The sequence below is a fragment of the Frigoribacterium sp. Leaf263 genome (genome assembly GCF_001422285.1).
Lineage (GTDB): Bacteria > Actinomycetota > Actinomycetes > Actinomycetales > Microbacteriaceae > Frigoribacterium.
Window position 1 is genome coordinate 675,521 of the sequence record NZ_LMMO01000001.1, and the last position, 18,220, is coordinate 693,740.

The following is an 18,220-nucleotide window of genomic DNA, read 5'->3' on the forward strand; positions in this document are numbered from 1 at the left end:
AGAGAGGACACCCGTGCTGATCCTGCACACGAGCGACTGGCATCTCGGCCGCACGCTGCACGGTGTCGATCTGCACGAGCATCAGGCGGCGTTCGTCGATCACCTCGTCGAGCTCGTCCGCGACCGGGGCGTGCAGGTGGTCGTCGTGGCCGGCGACGTGTACGACCGGGCCGTGCCCGCGGTGCCCAGCGTGCGCCTCCTCGGGTCGGCCCTGCAGCGGCTGAGCGAGCTGGCGACCGTCGTCGTCACACCGGGCAACCACGATTCGGCGGTGCGACTCGGCTTCGCGGCCGAGCTGATGCGACCGGGGCTGCACCTCCGCGCCCGGGTCGACGAGCTCGCGACGCCGGTCGTCGTCGACGACCCCGACGGGCCGGTCGCGTTCTACGGTCTGCCGTACCTCGACCCCGACACCGTGCGGCACGCCCTCGCGGGGCCCGACGCCGACGGCCCGCTCGCGCGATCGCACGAGGCCGTCGTGGCCGCGGCCATGCGCCGCGTGCGGGCCGACCTCGCCGGGCGCCCCGGCACCCGTGCGGTGGTGATCGCCCACGCCTTCGTCTCCGGAGGCGCGGCGAGCGAGAGCGAGAGGGACATCCGGGTCGGCGGGGTCGACTCCGTGCCGGCGGGGGTGCTCGACGGCGTCGACTACGTCGCCCTCGGGCATCTGCACGGTGCCCAGCGGGTCGGCGCGGTCGACGCCCGGCCCGTCATCCGCTACTCGGGGTCGCCGCTCGCGTTCTCGTTCGGCGAGCGGGGGCACGTCAAGTCGTCGGCGCTCGTGACGCTCGCGGCCGACGGCGGCGTGACCGTCGAGACCGTGCCGACCCCCGTGCCGCGACCGCTCGTCGAGTTCGATGACACGATCGACCGGCTGCTCGACGGTCGGTACGACGATCACGTCGGGGCGTGGTCGCGCATCACGGCCACCGACCCCGTGCACCCCGACCGGCTGTACGCCCGGGTCCGCGAGCGGTTCCCCCACGCCCTCGCCATCCACCACGTCCCCGTCGGCGCCGTCGACGCGCCGGCGCTCCGGGCCGTGACGGTCGAGACCGACCCCGTCGAGGTCGCCGCCGACTTCGTCGCCTTCGCCTCGGGCGCGCCGGCCGACGAGCTCGAGCTCGACATCGTCCGCTCCGCCTACGAGGCGGCCCGCGCGACGGAGTCCAGCGAATGATCCTCCACCGTCTCACCCTGCGGGCCATCGGGCCGTACGCGGGCGAGCACAGCATCGACTTCGCCGCGCTCGGGGCGTCGGGGGTGTTCCTGCTCGAGGGGCCGACCGGGTCGGGCAAGTCGACGATCATCGACGCCCTGGTGTTCGCCCTCTACGGCGGGCTCGCCGGCTCGACCTCGAGCACCGACCGGCTGCGCAGTCACCACGCCGCACCCACCGTCGAGCCGTTCGTCGAGGTCGTGTTCGAGACGGCGGCGGGCATCCACCGGGTGCGGCGCACTCCCGCCTACCGTCGACCGAAGACCCGGGGCACGGGCACGACCCCTCAGAACCAGACCGTGACCCTGGTGCTGCTGACCTCGCCCGACGCCGTCGAGGGCACCGTGATCTCGACGAGCGCGCAAGAGACCGGTGCCGAGATCGGTCGCATCCTGGGCCTCACCCGCCAGCAGTTCGTGCAGACCGTCGTGCTGCCGCAGGGCGAGTTCGCGGCGTTCCTCCGGTCGACCGGTGAGAAGCGCAAAGAGGTGCTGCAGTCGCTGTTCGGCACCGAGATCTACGAGAGGACCACGGCCCAGCTCGTCGACCGCCGGGTCGCGGCCCGTGCCTCGATCGCCGCGGCCGAGCACGAGGTCGAGCTCGCGCTCGGGCGGCTGCGCGAGGCGACGGGGGCGGACGACGAGGTGTTCGCCGAGGCGCTCGCCGCCGAGGGAGCCGGCGGTCGGGGCGGGTCGGAGGGGCCGTCCCGGCCGGGCGGACCGACCGGGCCCGGCGGGCTGGCCGGGCTGGTCTCGGCCCTGGCCGACGAGGCCGACGACCTCGAGGGACGGCGGTCGGCAGCGGTCGCCGCCCGCGACACCGCGCGGGCGCGGCTCGACGAGCAGCGCCGACGGGTGCGCGCCCTCGAGCGGCGTGCCGGCCTGCTGCGACGCGAGGCAGCGGTCCGCGAGGCCGAGACCGGGGTGCGGGCGTCGCAGGCCCTCGTCGAGCGGGCACGCCGCGCCTCCTCGGTCTCCATCGCCCTCGAGGGCCTGCGCCGGGCCGACGAGCGTCTCGCGGCGACGGGCGAGCAGGTGCGGGCGGCCCGGGGGGCGGACGACCTCGACCCCGACCTGGTCGAGTCGGATGATCGCGAGAGCGCGGCCGGCCGCCGCGACGCCCTGACCGCCGAGCTCGGATCGTCGACCGAGACCGCGCGCCTCGAGGCGACGCTCGCCGGTCGTCGCGCGGCCCTGGCCGAGGCCGACGAGGCGGTGTCCGCCGAGACCGAGCGCCTGGCCCGACTCGAGAGCGCCCTGGCCGAGAGGCCGGCCGCCCGCCACGACCTCGAGATCGCTCTGACGACGCTGACCGAGGCGGTCGTCGCCGTGGGGCCGGCGGAGGCCGACGTGCTCGCCGCGGTCGACCGGGGCGTGCGTCTCGACGAGCTCGAACGCCTCGACGCCGAGGCGGAGCACGCGACGAGCGAGGTGCACACGGCGGCCCGCGCGGCACTCGCCGCCGCCGCCATCGAAGACGCCCTGCGCCGACGCAAGATCGCGGGCATGGCGGGCGAGCTCGCCGCTGGTCTCGTCGACGGCGACCCGTGTCCCGTCTGCGGGGCCGAGCACCACCCCGCGCCCGCGGTCATCACCGCCGACCATCCCGACGACGACGCGATCGACCGGGCCGCCGACGAGCGCAGCCGGCTCGAGACCGTCCTGGCCGACGCGGCCGCACGCCGGTCCGTGGCGATCGACCGACGAGACGAGCGGGCCGCGGCGCTCGAGGGCGTGACCCGGGCCCGGGTCGAGACCGAGCTGCGCGACGCCCGGGCCCGTGTCGACGCCGCCCGGCGGGCGATCGACGCGCGCGATGCCGCCGCTCTCGCGCTCGAGCAGCACGACACCGCGACGGAGGCCCGGCGTGCCGAGCTGACGCAGGCTCGTGTCGACGCCGCGACCGGTCGGGAGCGCGCCGAGGCGGACCGTCGGCGTCTCGACGACGACGCGGCCGCCGTCGAGCGGCACCTCGCGGGGCGGGCCGCGAGCGTGGCCGAGCTGGTCGACGCGCTGCGGCGCCGTCACGGCGCGGCGGTGCGACTCGTCGACGCGCTCGACGCCCACCGGCCGGCCTCCGCCGAGGTGGAGCGCCGCCGGGTCGACCTCGACGACTCGCTCGCAGCGGCCGGCTTCGCCGACGTCGAGGCCGTGGCGGCGGCCACCCTGCCCGGTGCCGAGGTCGACCGGCTCGCGGCCGTCGTCGCAGCGCACGAGCGCGAGGTCGCCGTCGTCGCCGCCGGGCTCGCGGAACCCGAGATCGTCGCCCTGGGGGCAGCATCGCTCGAGCCGGTCGGGGCGACCGACGGCGGCGGGGCGGTGGCCGAGGTCGACTCCGACGCTGAGATCGACGCCGCCCGTGCGGGCGAGACCTCCGCCACGGCCGATCTCGCCGCCTCGGAGGCCACGGCGGCCGAGGTCGCCGATCGGTCGGCGCGCGCTCGGGAACGTGCGACGCGGTCGGCGACGGCGCTCGACGCGCTGACGCGGGCTTCCGCCGTGGGCGACGAGGCGGCGGAGCGGGCCCGGGCGGTGGTGCGGATGGCCGACCTGGCCAGCGCCTCCTCGGCCGTCAACGTCAAGGGCGTCACGCTCGGCACCTACGTGCTGCTGCGGCGCTTCGACGACGTCGTCGCCGCGGCCAACGTGCGCCTGTCGGTGATGTCGAGCGGGCGCTACCAGCTCGAGTCGTCCGACGAGCGCGAGGCGACGTCGCGGTCGCGCAAGACCGGCCTGTCGCTCGCGATCCGCGACCACGCCACCGACACGACCCGCGACCCCGGCAGCTTCTCGGGCGGCGAGACGTTCTACGCGTCGCTCAGCCTGGCCCTCGGCCTCGCCGACGTCGTCCAGGCCGAGGCCGGCGGGCTCGAGCTCGGCACGCTGTTCGTCGACGAGGGGTTCGGCTCGCTCGACCCGACCACGCTCGACGCCGTCATGACCGAGCTGGGTCGGCTCTCGGCCTCGGGCCGCGTCGTCGGGATCGTCAGCCACGTCGACGAGCTGAAGCAGCGCATCGCCGACCGCATCGAGGTGCGTCGCCTGCCCGACGGATCGTCGACCCTCCGGTCGACGGCCGCGGGCTGACGACCGCCGCGGGCTGACGACCGGTGGGAGGATCGACGCCGGGGGCGATCGTCGCGCCCGAGGGGGTCAGACCATGAGCAGGATCACGACCGCGACCGCAGTCTTCATCACGGCGGCCGCGATGGTCGTCGGTGTCGCCGGCTGCAGCGCCGAGGCCACGCCGACGGTGTCGGCGGACGCGTTCGCCACGGTCGTCGCGGACGCGCTCGAGGAGAGCGTGGGCCAGCGACCCGTCGTCGACTGCGGTGACGAGGCGATCGGCGTCGTGGACGGCGACGAGGTGCACTGCGACATCGGGGCCGCAGGCGACGACACGGTCTACGACTCCGTGTCGACGATCAGCGCCGACGGGGGCGGCGACTACTCCGTCGCCGTTGAGGTCGACCAGACACCCCGGAGCTGAGTCGCCGACCCGAGACCCGACCGACCGTCGCCCGGAACGGGGCGGCGGTCGGTCCGGTCGCCTCAGCGGCTGCTGGTCCGCGAGCGGCGGGTCAGCAGGCGCTGGATGAGGATGAAGATCAGGAGGAGTCCTCCGATGACGATCTTCGTCCACCACGAGCTGAGGGTCCCTTCGAAGCTGATGACGGTCTGGATCAGACCGAGGACCAGCACGCCGAGCAGCGACCCGAGGACGAACCCCGTCCCGCCCGTCAGCAGCGTGCCTCCGATGACGACGGCCGCGATGGCGTCGAGCTCGAGGCCGATGCCGGTCAGGCTGTAGCCCGAGAGCGTGTAGAAGCTGAACAGGATGCCCGCGATACCGCTGCACAGGCCGCTGACCGTGTAGACGAGCACCTTGGTGCGGACGACGGGGAGGCCCATGAGCCGCGCCGACTGCTCGTTGCCGCCGATCGCGTACACGGTGCGCCCGAAGCGGGTGTACTTCAGGACGAGCGCGGCGAGCACGACGATCGCGACGGCGATCAGGGCCGCCGGGGTGATCGAGATCCGGGGGGCCAGCTGGATGCGCGCCTGGGCCAGCTCGGTGAACAGCGGGTCGGTGATCGCGATCGACTTGAGGCTGATGAGGTAGCAGAGGCCGCGGGCCAGGAACATCGCCGCGAGCGTCGCGATGAACGGCTGCACGTCGAAGTAGTGGATCATCAGCCCGACGAGCAGGCCGAGGACGGTCGCGGCGGCGATGACGAGCACGATCACGACGGGGGCCGGCCACCCCGTCTGCAGCAGGGACGCAGCGATCATCGTGGACAGCGCCACGACGGATCCGACGCTCAGATCGATGCCGCCGGTGAGGATGACGAAGGTCATCCCGACCGCGAGGACGATCAGGAACGCGTTGTCGACGAACAGGTTCAGCACCACCTGAGGCGACGCGAAGTTGTCGTAGCGGCCCGCCCCCACGGAGAACATCGTGACCAGCAGGGCCACGGTGATGAGCACCGAGGCGTACTTGCCGAGGAACGGGCTCGTGAGGATGCTCGTCCGGCCGGGGCGACCCGCGCCTCCTCGCTGAGGAGGCCGGGCGGGGGAGTCGAGGTGCGGGACGGTGGCGGTCACGAGACGACCTCCTTCGTGAGAGGGGTGAGGCGGCGGGGGCGTGCGAGACGCCGTGACAGGGCCGGCGACTGGAGGAGGCACACGGCCACGACCACGAGGGCCTTGAAGATGAGCGTCAGCTCGGGGGCGATCCCGACGCTGTAGACCGTCGTGGTCAGCATCTGGATGACGAGGGCTCCGAGGAGCGTCCCGATCAGGGAGAAGCGGCCGCCGGCCAGCGACGTGCCGCCGATCACGACGGCCAGGATGGCGTCGAGCTCGATGAAGAGGCCGGCGTTGTTGGCGTCGGCGGCCGTCACGTTGGAGCTGATCATGAGACCGGCGACGGCGGCGCAGACGGCGCTGAAGACGTAGACCGTCATCATGATGCTGCGGGAGCGGACGCCGGCGAGGCGGCTGGCCTCGGGGTTGATGCCGACCGACTCGATCAGCATCCCCAGGGCGGTCTTGCGGGTCAGGAGGGCGGTGCCGGCGAAGATGACCGCCGCGATGAGGACCGAGACCGGCAGCAGGAGGAAGAACCCGCCGCCGATCACCTGATAGGCCGGAGACGACACGCTGATGATCTGACCCTCGGTGATCAGCATGGCGATTCCTCGGCCCGCGGTCATGAGGATGAGCGTGGCGACGATGGGCTGAACGCCCACGATGCTCACCAGGGTCCCGTTGACACCGCCGAGGACGAGCGCGACGGCGACGGCGGTGAGGATGGCGACGGCGACGACTCCGATCGAGCCGGGATCGGGGGAGCCCGCGATGATCGTGCAGGCGATCGATCCGGAGATGGCGACGACCGCCCCGACGGAGAGGTCGATGCCCCGTGTCGCGATGACGAGGGTCATCCCGAGGGCGACGAGCAGGGTCGGCGAGCCGTTCCTCAGGACGTCGATGATGCTGCCGAAGAGGTGTCCGTCCTGCAGGCGGACGGAGGCGAACCCGGGTTCCGCGATGATGTTCAGCGCGAGCAGGGCGACCAGCAGGGCGGTCGGCCAGAAGAGCCGGCGGTGCACGAGGCCGGTCACGACACGCCTCCGGCGGCGATGACGTCCAGGACGTCGTCCACGGTCAGGTCACGGTTGGGCATCTCGGCGATCTTCCTTCTGTCTTTCATGACCACGACTCGGTGGCTGATGCGGAGGACCTCTTCGAGCTCGGCCGAGATGAAGACGACGGACATGCCGTCGTTCGCCAACGTCGTCACGAGCTTCTGGATCTCGGTCTTGGCCCCGATGTCGATGCCGCGGGTGGGCTCGTCGAGGATGAGGATCTCGGGCGATGTCGCCAGCCAGCGGGCGAGCAGCACCTTCTGCTGATTGCCGCCGCTGAGATTCCTGATGAGGGCGTCGGGGTCGGGCGGGCGGATGTTGAGCCGTTCGATGTAGTCCGCGGCCAGCGCGTCGAGCTCGGCCCGGGGGATCGGGCGCATCCAGCCACGGCCCGCCTGGACGGCGAGGGCGATGTTGTCGCGGACGGAGAGGTCGTCGATGATGCCCTCGTGCTTGCGGTCCTCGGACGAGAACGCGATCTTCGACGTGAGGGCGCCTCGCGGGTGGCTGACGGACCGATCCTGGCGGGAGACGCGGACGTCACCCGTGTCCGACCGGTCGGCTCCGTACATGAGTCGGGCGAGCTCTGTGCGGCCGCTGCCGAGCAGCCCGGCGAGACCGACGACCTCGCCCTCGAACAGCTCGAGATCCGTCTCCTCGAGGGTGTTCCTGCGTCCGACGCCGACGACGGTCAGCACCGGCTGGGCGGTGGTCGATCGAGGAGGCGCGGACGCGTCGACGGCGTCGTCGAGCGCATCGAGGGTGTCGAGTTCACGGCCGATCATGAGTCGGATCAGGTCGCCCTTCGGAAGATCCGACACGAGGTGCTCGCCCACGAGGGCGCCGTTCCGGAGGACCGTGAGCCGGTCGGAGACCTCGTAGACCTGGTCGAGGAAGTGCGACACGAAGAGGATCGCGACGCCTTGCGCACGGAGGTCGCGCATGACCCGGAAGAGCTCCTCGACCTCGTCGGCGTCGAGGCTCGAGGTGGGCTCGTCGAGCACGAGGACGCGGCAGTCGAGATCGACGGCACGGCCGATGGCGACCAGCTGCTGGACGGCGATCGAGTGCGTCCCGAGGGTGGACCGGGGGTCGATGTCGAGGTTCAGGCCCATGAGGATCGCTCGAGCCTTCGAGGACATCGCCGACCAGTCGATCCGGCCGCCGCTGCGGGGCTCGTGTCCGAGCAGCAGATTCTCGGCGACGCTCAGATTCGTGACCAGGTTGACCTCCTGGTACACGGTGCTGATGCCCGCAGCCTGCGAGTCGGCGGGCCCGGTGAAGGTGGTCTGCTCGCCGAGCACCGTGATCGTGCCGGCGTCGATGCCGTAGACGCCGGTGAGCGCCTTGATCAGCGTCGACTTCCCGGCGCCGTTCTCTCCCATCAGGGAGTGGATCTCGCCGGGGAAGAGGCGGAAGGACACACCGTCCAGTGCCTTCACGCCGGGGAAGCCGATCTCGATGTCTCGCATCTCGACCAGGGGTGACGTCGTCGTCATGGGGTGTCCTTCCGCCTCTTCCGGGTGCTCAGTACTTGCGGTCGGGCAGTGCGGCGGTGGCCTGCTCCTGGTCGAACGTCGTCTCCTCGGTCACGATCCGCTTCTCGACCTCCTCGCCGGCCGCGACCTTCTCGACCGTCTCCATCAGCTGGTCGCCCAGCAGCGGGGAGCACTCGACGATGAAGTTGATCTGCCCTTCGGACAGGGCGGTCATGCCGTCCTTCACCGCGTCGATCGAGACGATCTTCACGTCGGTCCCGGGCTTCTTGCCCGCCGCCTCCAGGGCCTCGATGGCGCCCAGGGCCATGTCGTCGTTGTGGGCGAAGATGAGGTCGATGTCGGGGTTGGACTTCAGGATCGCCTCGGTGACCTGCTTGCCGCCGGAGCGGGTGAAGTCACCGCTCTGCGAGGCGACGATCTCGAACTTGGAGTCCTCGCCGATCACGTCGGCGAAGCCCTCCTGCCGGTCCACCGCCGGAGCGGAGCCGGTGGTGCCCTGCAGCTCGGCGATCGTCACCGAGTCGGCGTCGGCGAACTCGTCGACGACCCAGTCGCCGGCCTTCTCGCCCTCCTCGACGAAGTCCGAGCCGATGAACGACTCGTAGAGCGTCTCGTCGGCCGAGTCGACGGCGCGGTCGGTCAGCACGACGGGGATGCCCGCGGCCTTGGCCTCCTTCAGCACGGTGTCCCAACCGCTCTCGACGACGGGCGAGAAGGCGATGACGTCGACGTTCTGCTGGATGAACGAGCGGATGGCCTTGATCTGGTTCTCCTGCTTCTGCTGCGCGTCGGAGAACTTGAGGTCGATGCCGGCGGTCTTGGCGGACTCCTGCACGGAGGCGGTGTTCGCCGTCCGCCAGCCGCTCTCGGCTCCGACCTGCGAGAAGCCCAGCGTGAGACCGTCGGTCGATCCGCCGTCCGACCCCGAGGCCGAGCATCCCGCCAGCGAGGCGGTGAGGGCCGTGACGATCGCGATTGCTCCGATCGAGCGCGCTGCGAGGGATTTCTTCATGTCGAACCTCCTTGTTCGGGTACACCACCATGGTGTGACCGGCCGAGCCGGTGGCTAATTGTTAGCGTTCACAATTAGCTGCGTCAAGTGCGTGATCGAAATGAGATCCGATCCGATCGCCCGTCAGCGAGGGGCGGGGGGACGCTCGCGCGTCGAGGAGCGGCGGATCAGCGAGACGGGCAGGCGGTGCCCGGAGGGCTCTCCGCCGTCGATGAGGACGAGGGCGTCCTCGAGCGCCCGTCGTCCGAGCGCGGCGAAGTCCTGACGGATCGTGGTGAGCGCCGGACGGTAGAACTCGGCGTCCGGGAGATCGTCGAATCCGACGACGCTGACGCTCCAGGGGACGCCCATCCCCCGGGTCTCGAGCGCCGCGACCGCGCCGAGGGCGAGATGGTCGTTGGCGCAGAAGAGACCCGTCCAGGAGGCCGTGTCGAGCAGGTGGCTCGCCGTCCGGAAGCCGGCGGCCGCCGACCAGTCGGCCTGCACGATCAGGGAGGGATCGAGGCCCGCCCGGGTCATGGTGTCGGTGAAGCCGCGACGTCTCTCGGTGGCGTCGGAGGCCCACGCGGGGCCGGCGAGGTGCGCTATCCGCGTGTGGCCGAGATCGATGAGGTGCTGGGTTGCGAGCACGCCGCCGGCGTACTGGTCGAGGGCGACGGACGCGACGCCGGGCGGCGGGTCGGCGTCGACGACGAGGATCGGGACCTTCACGTCGAGCCCCGCGGCCGTCGCGGCGACCGAGCGGTCGCCGCTGATGACGACGATGGCCTCGACGTTCTGCGACAGGAAGCGCTCGAAGGCGGCCAGGAGGTACTGCTCGCTGAGCTCCGTCCGCGATTCGACGGTCACCTGGTACTGCGCGGCCCGCGCGGCGTCGGTGAAGTCCCGGGTGACGTAGGCGGAGCCCTCGTCGGGTTGACCGACGGCGAGCAGGCCGAGCGTGCGGGATCTCCTGGTGACGAGGGCGCGTGCGAGGGCGCTCGGTCGGTAGCCCAGCTCGGCGATCGCCTTCTCGACGCGGTCCTTGGTCGACGCCCGGACGTTCGGGAGGTCGTTGACGACGCGCGAGACGGTCTGGTGCGAGACCCCGGCGAGCCGGGCGACGTCGAAGATGTTCGGGGCGTAGTCGCGCTCCGTCACGTTCTTCTTCTTCGCGCTCACGGCGACTCTCTCCGATTCCCAGCGTGATGCGGCGTCCCGGTCGGACCGCGGCTGTCGTCACGCCAGGCTAGCGTCAGCTCATGAGCGTCAGGAGGGTGCGTGATGTCACCTGCTCGGCGGCCAGATCGCCGACGAGTCGCCGGTCTCGGAACACGAGTATCCGGTCGCTGACCCGCCGGACCTCGTCGATGTCGGCGGACGAGTAGACGACGCTCATGCCGTCCGCGGCCAGTTCGCGCACGATCTGCTGGATGGTGAACCGACCGCCGACGTCGACGCCCCGGGTCGGTTCGTCGAGCAGGAGCACCCGAGGCGCGGTGGCCAGGGCGCGGGCGAGCATGACCTTCTGCTGGTTCCCGCCGCTCAGGGTGTCGGCTCGGGCATCGGGGTCGAGCGGCTTGATGTCGAGCGACTCCATCCAGCTCAGCGCGAGCTCCCGGGCTCGCGCAGCGGACATGCGGCGCCACCAGCCCTGGTCGGCGCGGACGCTGATCAGGATGTTCTCCTGGACGGTCAGGGCTCCGACGATGCCGTCGCGACGGCGGTCCTCCGTCAGATAGACGACCCCGTTGGCCAGCGCATCCCGCGGCGCCCGCACCAGCGCGCCTCCCGAGGTCGTGACGGAGCCCTCCGAGACGGGGTCGACGCCCCCGAGGAGGCGCGCGGCGGTCGTGCGCCCGCTGCCCCTCAGCCCGGACAGGCCGGTCACCTGGCCGGCGTGCACGGAGAGGGTCAGAGCGTCGGGGAGGCGGTCGGACACCACTCCCCGGGCGTGGAGGACGGTGGGTCCGACGTCGTCGAGGTCGGGGCGCGTCGGATCCGTCGAGGCGGAGTCGGGGTGCCCCGCGCCCATCACGTCCGCCACGGCCCCGGCGGCGAGGACGTCGCTCGTCTCCCAGCAGCCGACGAGGTGGCCGTCCCGCAGGACGGTCAGGCGGTCGGCGATCTCGTAGACCTGGTCGAGGAAGTGCGACACGAAGAGCACCGCCACCCCGCGATCGGTGAGGGCGCGGATCGCGCCGAACAAGTCGGTGACCTCGTCGGCGCCCAGGCTCGACGTCGGCTCGTCGAGGATGACCACCCGGGCGCTGGCGTGCACGGCGCGCGCGACCGCGACGAGCTGCCGTCGCGACGGGCTCAGGTGCTCGACCAGCGTCGCCGGGTCGAGGTCGCACGAGATGGCGGCGAGCGCGGCGTCGACGTCCGCTCGGGATCGACGCCGGCTGACCCAGGGGGTCCGGTCGGTCGTGAGCGAGATGTTCTCGGCGACCGTCAGGTTGGGGAGCACGGCCGGATCCTGGTGCACCATCCCGATGCCGGCCCTCAGCGCATCGGCCGGACCGGAGAAACGGACGGGCTCGTCGTCGAGGAGCAGCACCCCCGAATCGGGGCGGATCAGACCCCCGAGGACCGCCGCGACCGTCGACTTGCCCGCCCCGTTCTCGCCGATGAGAGCGTGGACCTCCCCGGGAAGCAGGCTGATGTCGACGCCTTTCACGGCCAGCGAGCCGGGGTAGGAGAGACGGATGTCGCGCGCCTGGAGCACGGGTGACGTCATGGTCCCTGCCTCCTCGTCGAGTGGACTCTCGTGTCGATCGGGCACAAGGTACCACCGAAGGTGCGGCGCCTCTCGAGCGGCGGTCCGTCCACGGGCCGCACGAGACGAGCGTGAACCGCCGTGGCACCCGCTGACCGGAGCATCGTGGTTGTTAGCGTTCACAACCGTGTTCGCCCGCCGGCGTCCGCGTCGACGACCTGACGCGGGTGGCGTGCTACCCGCCGGGGCAGTCCCCGCTCGTGCCGAAGCAGGGGCGCGGGCCGTCACGAGGGCCCTGATCCGACCCGCGGAACCGACTGTCGAAGTACTCGGCGGCGTACTGGATCTCGAGCACGTAGCCGGCTCCCGTGGCGCGGACCGCGGTCGTGAGGTCGTCCCCCTCCAGCCCGGGCGTCGACGCGACGACGACGTCCGTCGCACGCGGGTATCCGCGGTCCGAGAGCTCCTCGGCGGTCGCCAGGGTGATCGTGGTCTCGTCCGACCCGTACGCCTTCGACGCCGGATGCGTCGTGACGACGCCGGTCGACGGATCGCCGAGAGACGAGGGGGCGTCCCCCTCGACGAACGGGTTCACGGGCGACACGTTCGAATCACGCAGAACCCTCGCCGCCGCCGTGAGCGCCTGGTCCGGAGTCGTGGCGCCGAGCAGCGCGTAGACGACCCGGCCCTGCTGAGAGCACCGCGTCCCGCTCGGCTCGGTGAACCACCCGGACGGCTCGGCGGAGGTGCAGGTGTCCTCGCGGGTGAGCGTCACGCGGGGCGCGGAGGCCGAGCCGGGCCAGGCCAGGGCGTCGTCCGCCCGCGCGATCGCCTCGGGCCGCACCCGCTCGGCCAGCGAGGGGTCGACGGTCTCGGCGGCGCAACCCGCGAGCAGCAGCGACGCGAGCGCCAGCACGGCCAGGCCACCGCCTCCCCTCCTGGCACCGGGGGTCCCGGCTACGGAGTTCCCGGCACCGGTGGTGCCGACGCCGACGGCCCCGCTCCACCGCCGCGAGGGCGGGGAGACGGGGCCGTCGGTCGACCGGTGCATGCTCGCTCAGACGAGCGGGCCGCCGCCGTCCTCGGTCGAGCGACGCGTCACGCGCTCACCCGTGGTGGGGTCGACCGCCGAGCGCGAGGTCGAGGTGACCTGGCGACGACGGGTCAGCAGCACGATGCCGAGCAGGGTCACGAGGACCCCGGCGGCGATGAGGATGTAGCCGATCAGCTGGATGTCGATGCCAGCCACCTGCACGTCGAGTGCGAACGCGAGGATCGCGCCGATCACGATCAAGGCGATTCCGCCGCCGATGCTCATGGGTTCTCCTTCGTCGCGCATCCGGGGGTCCGACCGGGGGATGTCCCGGACGACCGGATGCAGTCCGGCCCAGGCTACGCACGACGACGCCCCCGTGGTGCGTGCAGCCCCGAGCTGGGGGTGGCGGGTCGCCTCTCAGCGACGCCCGCGCGAGGGCTCGACCAGACCCCCCACGACGGGATAACCTCGTCTGACTCCGAGGTGAGCCCTTCCCGACGGCCCTTGTTGAGCGACGACCGTCGCTCGTCTTCCCGGTGGTAGGGCCCGGGCGGGCTCCCTCGGAGACCCGCCCTCAGCCGCGGTGCAGCAGCTCGAGCGCCGCCCGCAACCCCGCCGCGTCGAGCTGACCGGGGGCGCTCGCGTCGCCGACGGTGCCGAACGTCAGGCACGACCCGAAGGTCTCGCCCACCACGCGCGACACGGCCCCGAGAGGCCCCATCGACATGGTCACGGCGGGTACGAGCCCTGCCCCGGCCCGGAACTCGCTCGTGGCCGAGAGCACCGTCAGCACGTCGTCGACCGTGCGGGGCATGGCGGCGAGCTTGACGATGTCGGCGCCGAGCTCCTGCTGCAGCAGCAGTCGCGAGACGATCTCGTCGCGTGTCGGCGTGGCCGAGAAGTCGTGCGACGACATGACGACGACGACGCCGGAGGCGCGGGCCGCGTCGACGACGGACTCGAGCACGTCGGGCTGGGTGAACATCTCGACGTCGACGGCATCGGCGGCGCCGGTGCCGATCAGGGCGCGCAGCAGCAGCCCGTAGTCGTCGGGGGTGATGTCGCGCTCGCCGCCCTCCTGCTTCGTGCGGAAGGTCGCGATGAGGGGCACCTCGTCGGGGAGCGCGCCTCGGACGGCGACCAGGGCGGACATGGCCTGGGCGATGTCGTCGACGGCGGTCAGCCAGTCGACCCGCAGCTCGACGACGTCGTACGCCTCGCGGGGGAGGGCGGCGGCGGTGGCGACCAGCGCCTCCTCGGTCCGACCGGTCAGCGGCACGCAGACGGCCGGCCGGCCGTCGCCGAGCACGACCGACCGCAGGGTCACGGGACGCGGGGTGGGGATCATGCCGGGCGGCCTTCCCGGGCGGGAGCCGAGGAGGCGCGGGTCGGCTCGGAAGGGAGCCCCACCGACCGACGCATCGCGCCCCGCACCCGAGCCGCCTCGACCGGTTCGTCGACCAGCGGATCGCCGAGCCCGGCACCGGCCGCGTCGGGGCCGCCGGACCCCGCGCCGCCGTCCAGGCCCGCGCGGGCATCACCCGCACCCCCGTCGGCGAAGAGCGCGACCTGCGAGATCGCCTGCTCGACGAGCATGTCGAGCCCGTTCAGCACGGTGCCGCCGGCGTCGGACCAGCGGGACGCGGCCCGCGTCGGCCACGGCTCGTAGGCGACGTCGAACAGCAGGGACGCCTCGTCGGCCGGGACCAGCGGGAGGTCGTCCGCCGCGCCTCCGGGGAGGGTGGAGACGACGAAGTCGAGAGCTCCGAGCCCGCCGAGCGACGACAGAGGTGCGATCGTGAGATCGACGCCGAGCCCCGCTGCGAGCGGTTCGAGGTCGCCGGCCCGGGCGGTGTCTCGCACGAGCACGACGGCCGTGCGGGCTCCGAGACGGTGGGCGGCGAAGAGGGCGGAGGCCGCGGTCGCACCGCCGCCGAGCACCACGACGGTCGATGGCCGGGGCCGGTTCAGCAGCGCGACCGAGCGCACGATGCCGTCGACGTCGGTGTTGTGGCCGTGCCGCCGACCCGCGGCGTCGACGACGAGGGTGTTCGCCACGCCCAGACGACGGGCGAGGGGCGACACGGTGTCGAGGAGGGGCAGCACCTCGCGCTTGAGCGGCATCGTGAGACTGAGCCCGCGCCAACCGCCGTCGAGCGAGTCGACGAACGATGACAGCGACCCCGCCGCGACCTCGACCCGGTCGTAGGAGAAGGGCAGACCGAGCACGTCGTAGGCGGCTCGATGCAGCACGGGCGACAGCGAGTGCGCGATGGGCGAGCCGAGCACGGCCAGGCGGCTGCGGTCGAGGGTCACGCGGGCACCTCCGGGCTCTGTCGGCGGACGCCCACAGCCTAGCTCGACCCTCCGACACGGCCTGAGTCCGTGCCGCGTCGATCCCCTCACAGTGGTCGCCCGCGTGAACAACACGTGACGTTCGTCAGCGGATCCTTGCCGAACACCCAGCGGAAACCTAGGCTCGCCGGGACGACCCCCCTACAGGGGTGCCGCCGGCCCCGATCCGCACGTACCAGGAGCACAACCGCCCATGCGCACAAGCCCCCCGTCCCCATCGAGCACCAGCCAGGGAGGCGGTCGTCGCGTCCGCCGCTTCGCCCTCGTCGGCGCCACCGTCACCGCACTCGGTCTCGGCACGCTCGTCGCGGTGCCCGCCCAGGCGGCCACCACGACGATCGACATCCTCGGCATCAACGACTTCCACGGGCGTCTCGCGCAGGAGGCCAGCCCGACGGCCGGGGCCGCGGTCATGGCCGGCAAGGTGAACCAGTTCCGCGCCGCCAACCCGAACACGCTCTTCGTGTCGTCGGGCGACAACATCGGCGCCTCGACCTTCACGTCGTTCATCCAGGACGACCAGCCGACCCTCGACGCCCTCAACTCGATGGGCCTCGACGTCAGCACGCCGGGCAACCACGAGTTCGACAAGGGCCGCGCCGACTTCGACGACCGCGTCGTGCCGGCCAGCGACTTCCCGTACGTCAGCTCGAACATCCTCGACAGCGCCACGGGCGAGCCGGTCTACGACCCCTACTACGTCGAAGAGGTCGGCGGCGTGAAGGTCGGGTTCATCGGGGCGATCACCGAGCTGATGCCCGAGCTGGTCAGCCCGGCCGGCATCGAGGGGCTCGAGTTCGGCGACATCGTCGACTCGGTCAACCTGGCGGCCGCCGAGCTGACCGACGGCGTCGACGACGCCGAGAACGGCGAGGCCGACGTGCTCGTGCTGCTGGTGCACGAGGGCAACGCGACCGCCGTCGAGGCCGACGCGACCGGCGACTCCGACTTCGCCGACATCGCGAAGAACGTCTCGCCCGAGGTCGACGCCATCCTCTCGGCGCACACGCACGCCACCTACGACTTCGAGAACATCGTGCCCACCGGCGGCACCGTCCCGCGCCCGATCATCCAGACGGGCAGCTACGGCGCGAACCTCAGCCACCTCGAGGTCACCTACGACAGCGTCACCGACCAGGCGTCGGTCACCGGCTCGCTCGTGCCTCTCTACCAGTCGGCGACACCCGACCCCGCCGTCGCGAAGATCGTCTCCGACGCGGTCGCCGTCGCCGCGGTCGAGGGTCGCAAGCCCATCGGCACGATCACGGCCGACGTCCTCCGCGCCAAGCAGCTCGACGGCAGCGAGAACCGCGGCGGCGAGTCGACCCTCGGCAACCTCGTCGCGGACGCCCAGCTCGCCGCGACGGTCGAGAACGGTGCGCAGATCGCGTTCATGAACCCGGGTGGTCTCCGCGCCGACCTGCGCTACGCCTCGAGCGGCGACGCCGCCGTCGACCCCGACGGACGGGTGACCTTCCAGGAGGCCGCCGCCGTGCAGCCCTTCGCCAACACCCTCGTCGTGTCGACCCTCACGGGTGCTCAGATCCGGCAGACGCTCGAGCAGCAGTGGCAGCCCGCGGGCTCGTCGCGACCGTTCCTCAAGCTCGGCGTCTCGAAGGGCCTCAGCTACACGTACGACCCGACGGCCGCCGCCGGATCGCGCATCGGTCAGATCCTGTTCGAGGGTCGCCCCCTCGACGCCGCGGCCAGCTACAAGGTCACGGTCAACTCGTTCCTCGCCTCGGGCGGCGACAACTTCACGGCCCTGAACGGCGCCTCGTCGAAGGCCGACAGCGGCAAGGTCGACCTGCAGAGCCAGGTGGACTACTTCGCCGCGAACCCGGTCGTCTCGCCCGATCTCGCCCAGCGCGCCGTCGGCGTGACGAAGACCGCCGCGCCCGAGGGCGGCTTCGCGGCCGGTGACACCGTGTCGCTCGGTCTCTCGTCGCTCCTGTTCAGCAACGGCGGTCCGACCACGGGCACCGTCACGGCCTCGATCGACGGCACGACGGTCGGATCGGCCCCCATCGACGGCACCGTCGTCACCGGGACCGACGAGCAGGGTCGCGCCACGCTCGCGGTGACCGTGCCCGAGGGGCTCGAGCCCGGCACCCGCCAGCTGACGCTCACAGTCGACGGCACCGGGACGACCGTGTCCGTCCCGCTCGAGATCGCCGCGCCTCCTGCGCTGCCCGTCGAGTCGGTCACGGCGCCCCGCATCTCGGGCGACGCCCGCGTCGGCCGCACCCTCCGGACCGACGGAGGCGCGTGGGACGTCGACGACGTCACCCGCGCCTACCAGTGGACCCGTGACGGCCAGGCCATCGACGGCGCGACCTCCGACCGGTACCGCCTCGTGGCGGCCGACGCCGGTCGCTCGATCGCCGTCACCGTGACGGCGACCGCCGAGGGTCGCACCGAGGCCGCGGCGAGCTCGACGTCGGTCACGGTCGACAAGCTGTCGTCGCGCATCCGCGGCGGGGCCTCGTCGCTCTTCGCGACGTCTCGCCAGTCGGTGAGCTACACGGCCACCGTCACCGGCGCCGTCGCCCCCACCGGCACGGTCGCCGTGCGCGACAACGGCCGCACCGTCGGCACCGTCGCGGTCGGGTCCGACGGCCGGGCCACCGTCCCCCTCGGCCGACTCGGCCGCGGCGTCCACCTGCTGACGAGCGAGTACAGCGGCGACGCCGCCCTCGACGGCTCGGCAGGCGGTCTCTCCGTGGTGATCGTCCTGTTCTAGCGGGT

14 protein-coding genes are annotated in these 18,220 nt (G+C 72.3%); 4 read left to right on the forward strand and 10 right to left on the reverse strand.

The window, feature by feature from the left end; translation table 11 throughout:
• The first annotated feature begins 13 nt into the window (after window positions 1–13).
• The 3 genes from ASF17_RS03075 to ASF17_RS03085 all read left to right on the forward strand — a co-directional run bounded on the left by ASF17_RS03075 (window position 14) and on the right by ASF17_RS03085 (window position 4,708).
• Complete coding sequence (locus tag ASF17_RS03075; protein ID WP_055795103.1) at window positions 14–1,180, forward strand: metallophosphoesterase family protein; 1,167 nt, start codon at window positions 14–16, stop codon at window positions 1,178–1,180.
• Window positions 1,177–4,305, forward strand: a complete 3,129-nt coding sequence (locus ASF17_RS03080; RefSeq protein WP_055795105.1) for an AAA family ATPase — start codon at window positions 1,177–1,179, stop codon at window positions 4,303–4,305. The genes ASF17_RS03075 and ASF17_RS03080 overlap by 4 nt, the downstream gene beginning before the upstream one ends.
• Window positions 4,306–4,378: 73 nt before the next feature.
• Window positions 4,379–4,708: a hypothetical protein gene (locus ASF17_RS03085; RefSeq protein ID WP_156357266.1), complete on the forward strand. Its 330-nt coding sequence runs from the start codon at window positions 4,379–4,381 to the stop codon at window positions 4,706–4,708.
• A 62-nt stretch (window positions 4,709–4,770) separates the two neighbouring features.
• Here the strand turns inward: ASF17_RS03085 and yjfF are convergent, their stop codons facing one another.
• The 10 genes from yjfF to ASF17_RS03135 form a co-directional block, all read right to left on the reverse strand.
• Entirely contained in the window at window positions 4,771–5,826 is a 1,056-nt protein-coding gene (gene yjfF, locus ASF17_RS03090) for a galactofuranose ABC transporter, permease protein YjfF (protein ID WP_082474997.1), read from the reverse strand.
• Window positions 5,823–6,848: an ABC transporter permease gene (locus tag ASF17_RS03095; RefSeq protein WP_200913414.1), complete on the reverse strand. Its 1,026-nt coding sequence runs from the start codon at window positions 6,846–6,848 to the stop codon at window positions 5,823–5,825. Before ASF17_RS03095 ends, yjfF begins: the two co-directional genes overlap by 4 nt.
• The gene (locus ASF17_RS03100; protein ID WP_055795109.1) at window positions 6,845–8,371 is read right to left on the reverse strand and encodes a sugar ABC transporter ATP-binding protein; all 1,527 of its coding nucleotides are present in this window, start codon (window positions 8,369–8,371) and stop codon (window positions 6,845–6,847) included. Before ASF17_RS03100 ends, ASF17_RS03095 begins: the two co-directional genes overlap by 4 nt.
• A 28-nt stretch (window positions 8,372–8,399) precedes the next feature.
• Window positions 8,400–9,383, reverse strand: coding sequence for an ABC transporter substrate-binding protein (locus ASF17_RS03105; protein ID WP_055795112.1), 984 nt, complete (start codon window positions 9,381–9,383; stop codon window positions 8,400–8,402).
• Window positions 9,384–9,506: 123 nt separating this feature from the next.
• Window positions 9,507–10,544 (reverse strand): LacI family DNA-binding transcriptional regulator, encoded by a 1,038-nt coding sequence (locus tag ASF17_RS03110; protein WP_055795114.1) that lies wholly within the window; start codon window positions 10,542–10,544, stop codon window positions 9,507–9,509.
• Window positions 10,545–10,617: 73 nt separating this feature from the next.
• Window positions 10,618–12,102 (reverse strand): sugar ABC transporter ATP-binding protein, encoded by a 1,485-nt coding sequence (locus ASF17_RS03115; protein ID WP_055795116.1) that lies wholly within the window; start codon window positions 12,100–12,102, stop codon window positions 10,618–10,620.
• Between the two features lie 214 nt (window positions 12,103–12,316).
• The gene (locus tag ASF17_RS03120) at window positions 12,317–13,132 is read right to left on the reverse strand and encodes a hypothetical protein (protein WP_055795119.1); all 816 of its coding nucleotides are present in this window, start codon (window positions 13,130–13,132) and stop codon (window positions 12,317–12,319) included.
• 6 nt (window positions 13,133–13,138) lie between these two features.
• The gene (locus ASF17_RS03125; protein ID WP_055795120.1) at window positions 13,139–13,399 is read right to left on the reverse strand and encodes a DUF6458 family protein; all 261 of its coding nucleotides are present in this window, start codon (window positions 13,397–13,399) and stop codon (window positions 13,139–13,141) included.
• 292 nt (window positions 13,400–13,691) lie between these two features.
• Window positions 13,692–14,465 carry a type I 3-dehydroquinate dehydratase gene (gene aroD / locus ASF17_RS03130; protein ID WP_055795122.1) on the reverse strand — a complete coding sequence of 258 codons (774 nt, stop codon included), beginning with the start codon at window positions 14,463–14,465 and terminating at the stop codon, window positions 13,692–13,694.
• Window positions 14,462–15,433, reverse strand: coding sequence for a shikimate dehydrogenase (locus tag ASF17_RS03135; RefSeq protein WP_055795124.1), 972 nt, complete (start codon window positions 15,431–15,433; stop codon window positions 14,462–14,464). Before ASF17_RS03135 ends, aroD begins: the two co-directional genes overlap by 4 nt.
• A gap of 232 nt (window positions 15,434–15,665) precedes the next feature.
• On the opposite strand from ASF17_RS03135, the gene ASF17_RS03140 reads away from it, so the two are divergent.
• The gene (locus tag ASF17_RS03140) at window positions 15,666–18,215 is read left to right on the forward strand and encodes a 5'-nucleotidase C-terminal domain-containing protein (protein ID WP_055795126.1); all 2,550 of its coding nucleotides are present in this window, start codon (window positions 15,666–15,668) and stop codon (window positions 18,213–18,215) included.
• Window positions 18,216–18,220: the final 5 nt, after the last annotated feature.

What these genes read in the sequence shown, in the direction of transcription:
- ASF17_RS03120 (WP_055795119.1), bottom strand. Translation starts at nt 13,132, where the DNA reads ATGCACCGGTCGACCGACGGCCCCGTCTCCCCGCCCTCGCGGCGGTGG.
- ASF17_RS03105 (WP_055795112.1), bottom strand. Translation starts at nt 9,383, where the DNA reads ATGAAGAAATCCCTCGCAGCGCGCTCGATCGGAGCAATCGCGATCGTC.
- ASF17_RS03100 (WP_055795109.1), bottom strand. Translation starts at nt 8,371, where the DNA reads ATGACGACGACGTCACCCCTGGTCGAGATGCGAGACATCGAGATCGGC.
- ASF17_RS03115 (WP_055795116.1), bottom strand. Translation starts at nt 12,102, where the DNA reads ATGACGTCACCCGTGCTCCAGGCGCGCGACATCCGTCTCTCCTACCCC.
- ASF17_RS03125 (WP_055795120.1), bottom strand. Translation starts at nt 13,399, where the DNA reads ATGAGCATCGGCGGCGGAATCGCCTTGATCGTGATCGGCGCGATCCTC.
- ASF17_RS03140 (WP_055795126.1), top strand. Translation starts at nt 15,666, where the DNA reads ATGCGCACAAGCCCCCCGTCCCCATCGAGCACCAGCCAGGGAGGCGGT.
- aroD (WP_055795122.1), bottom strand. Translation starts at nt 14,465, where the DNA reads ATGATCCCCACCCCGCGTCCCGTGACCCTGCGGTCGGTCGTGCTCGGC.
- ASF17_RS03085 (WP_156357266.1), top strand. Translation starts at nt 4,379, where the DNA reads ATGAGCAGGATCACGACCGCGACCGCAGTCTTCATCACGGCGGCCGCG.
- ASF17_RS03080 (WP_055795105.1), top strand. Translation starts at nt 1,177, where the DNA reads ATGATCCTCCACCGTCTCACCCTGCGGGCCATCGGGCCGTACGCGGGC.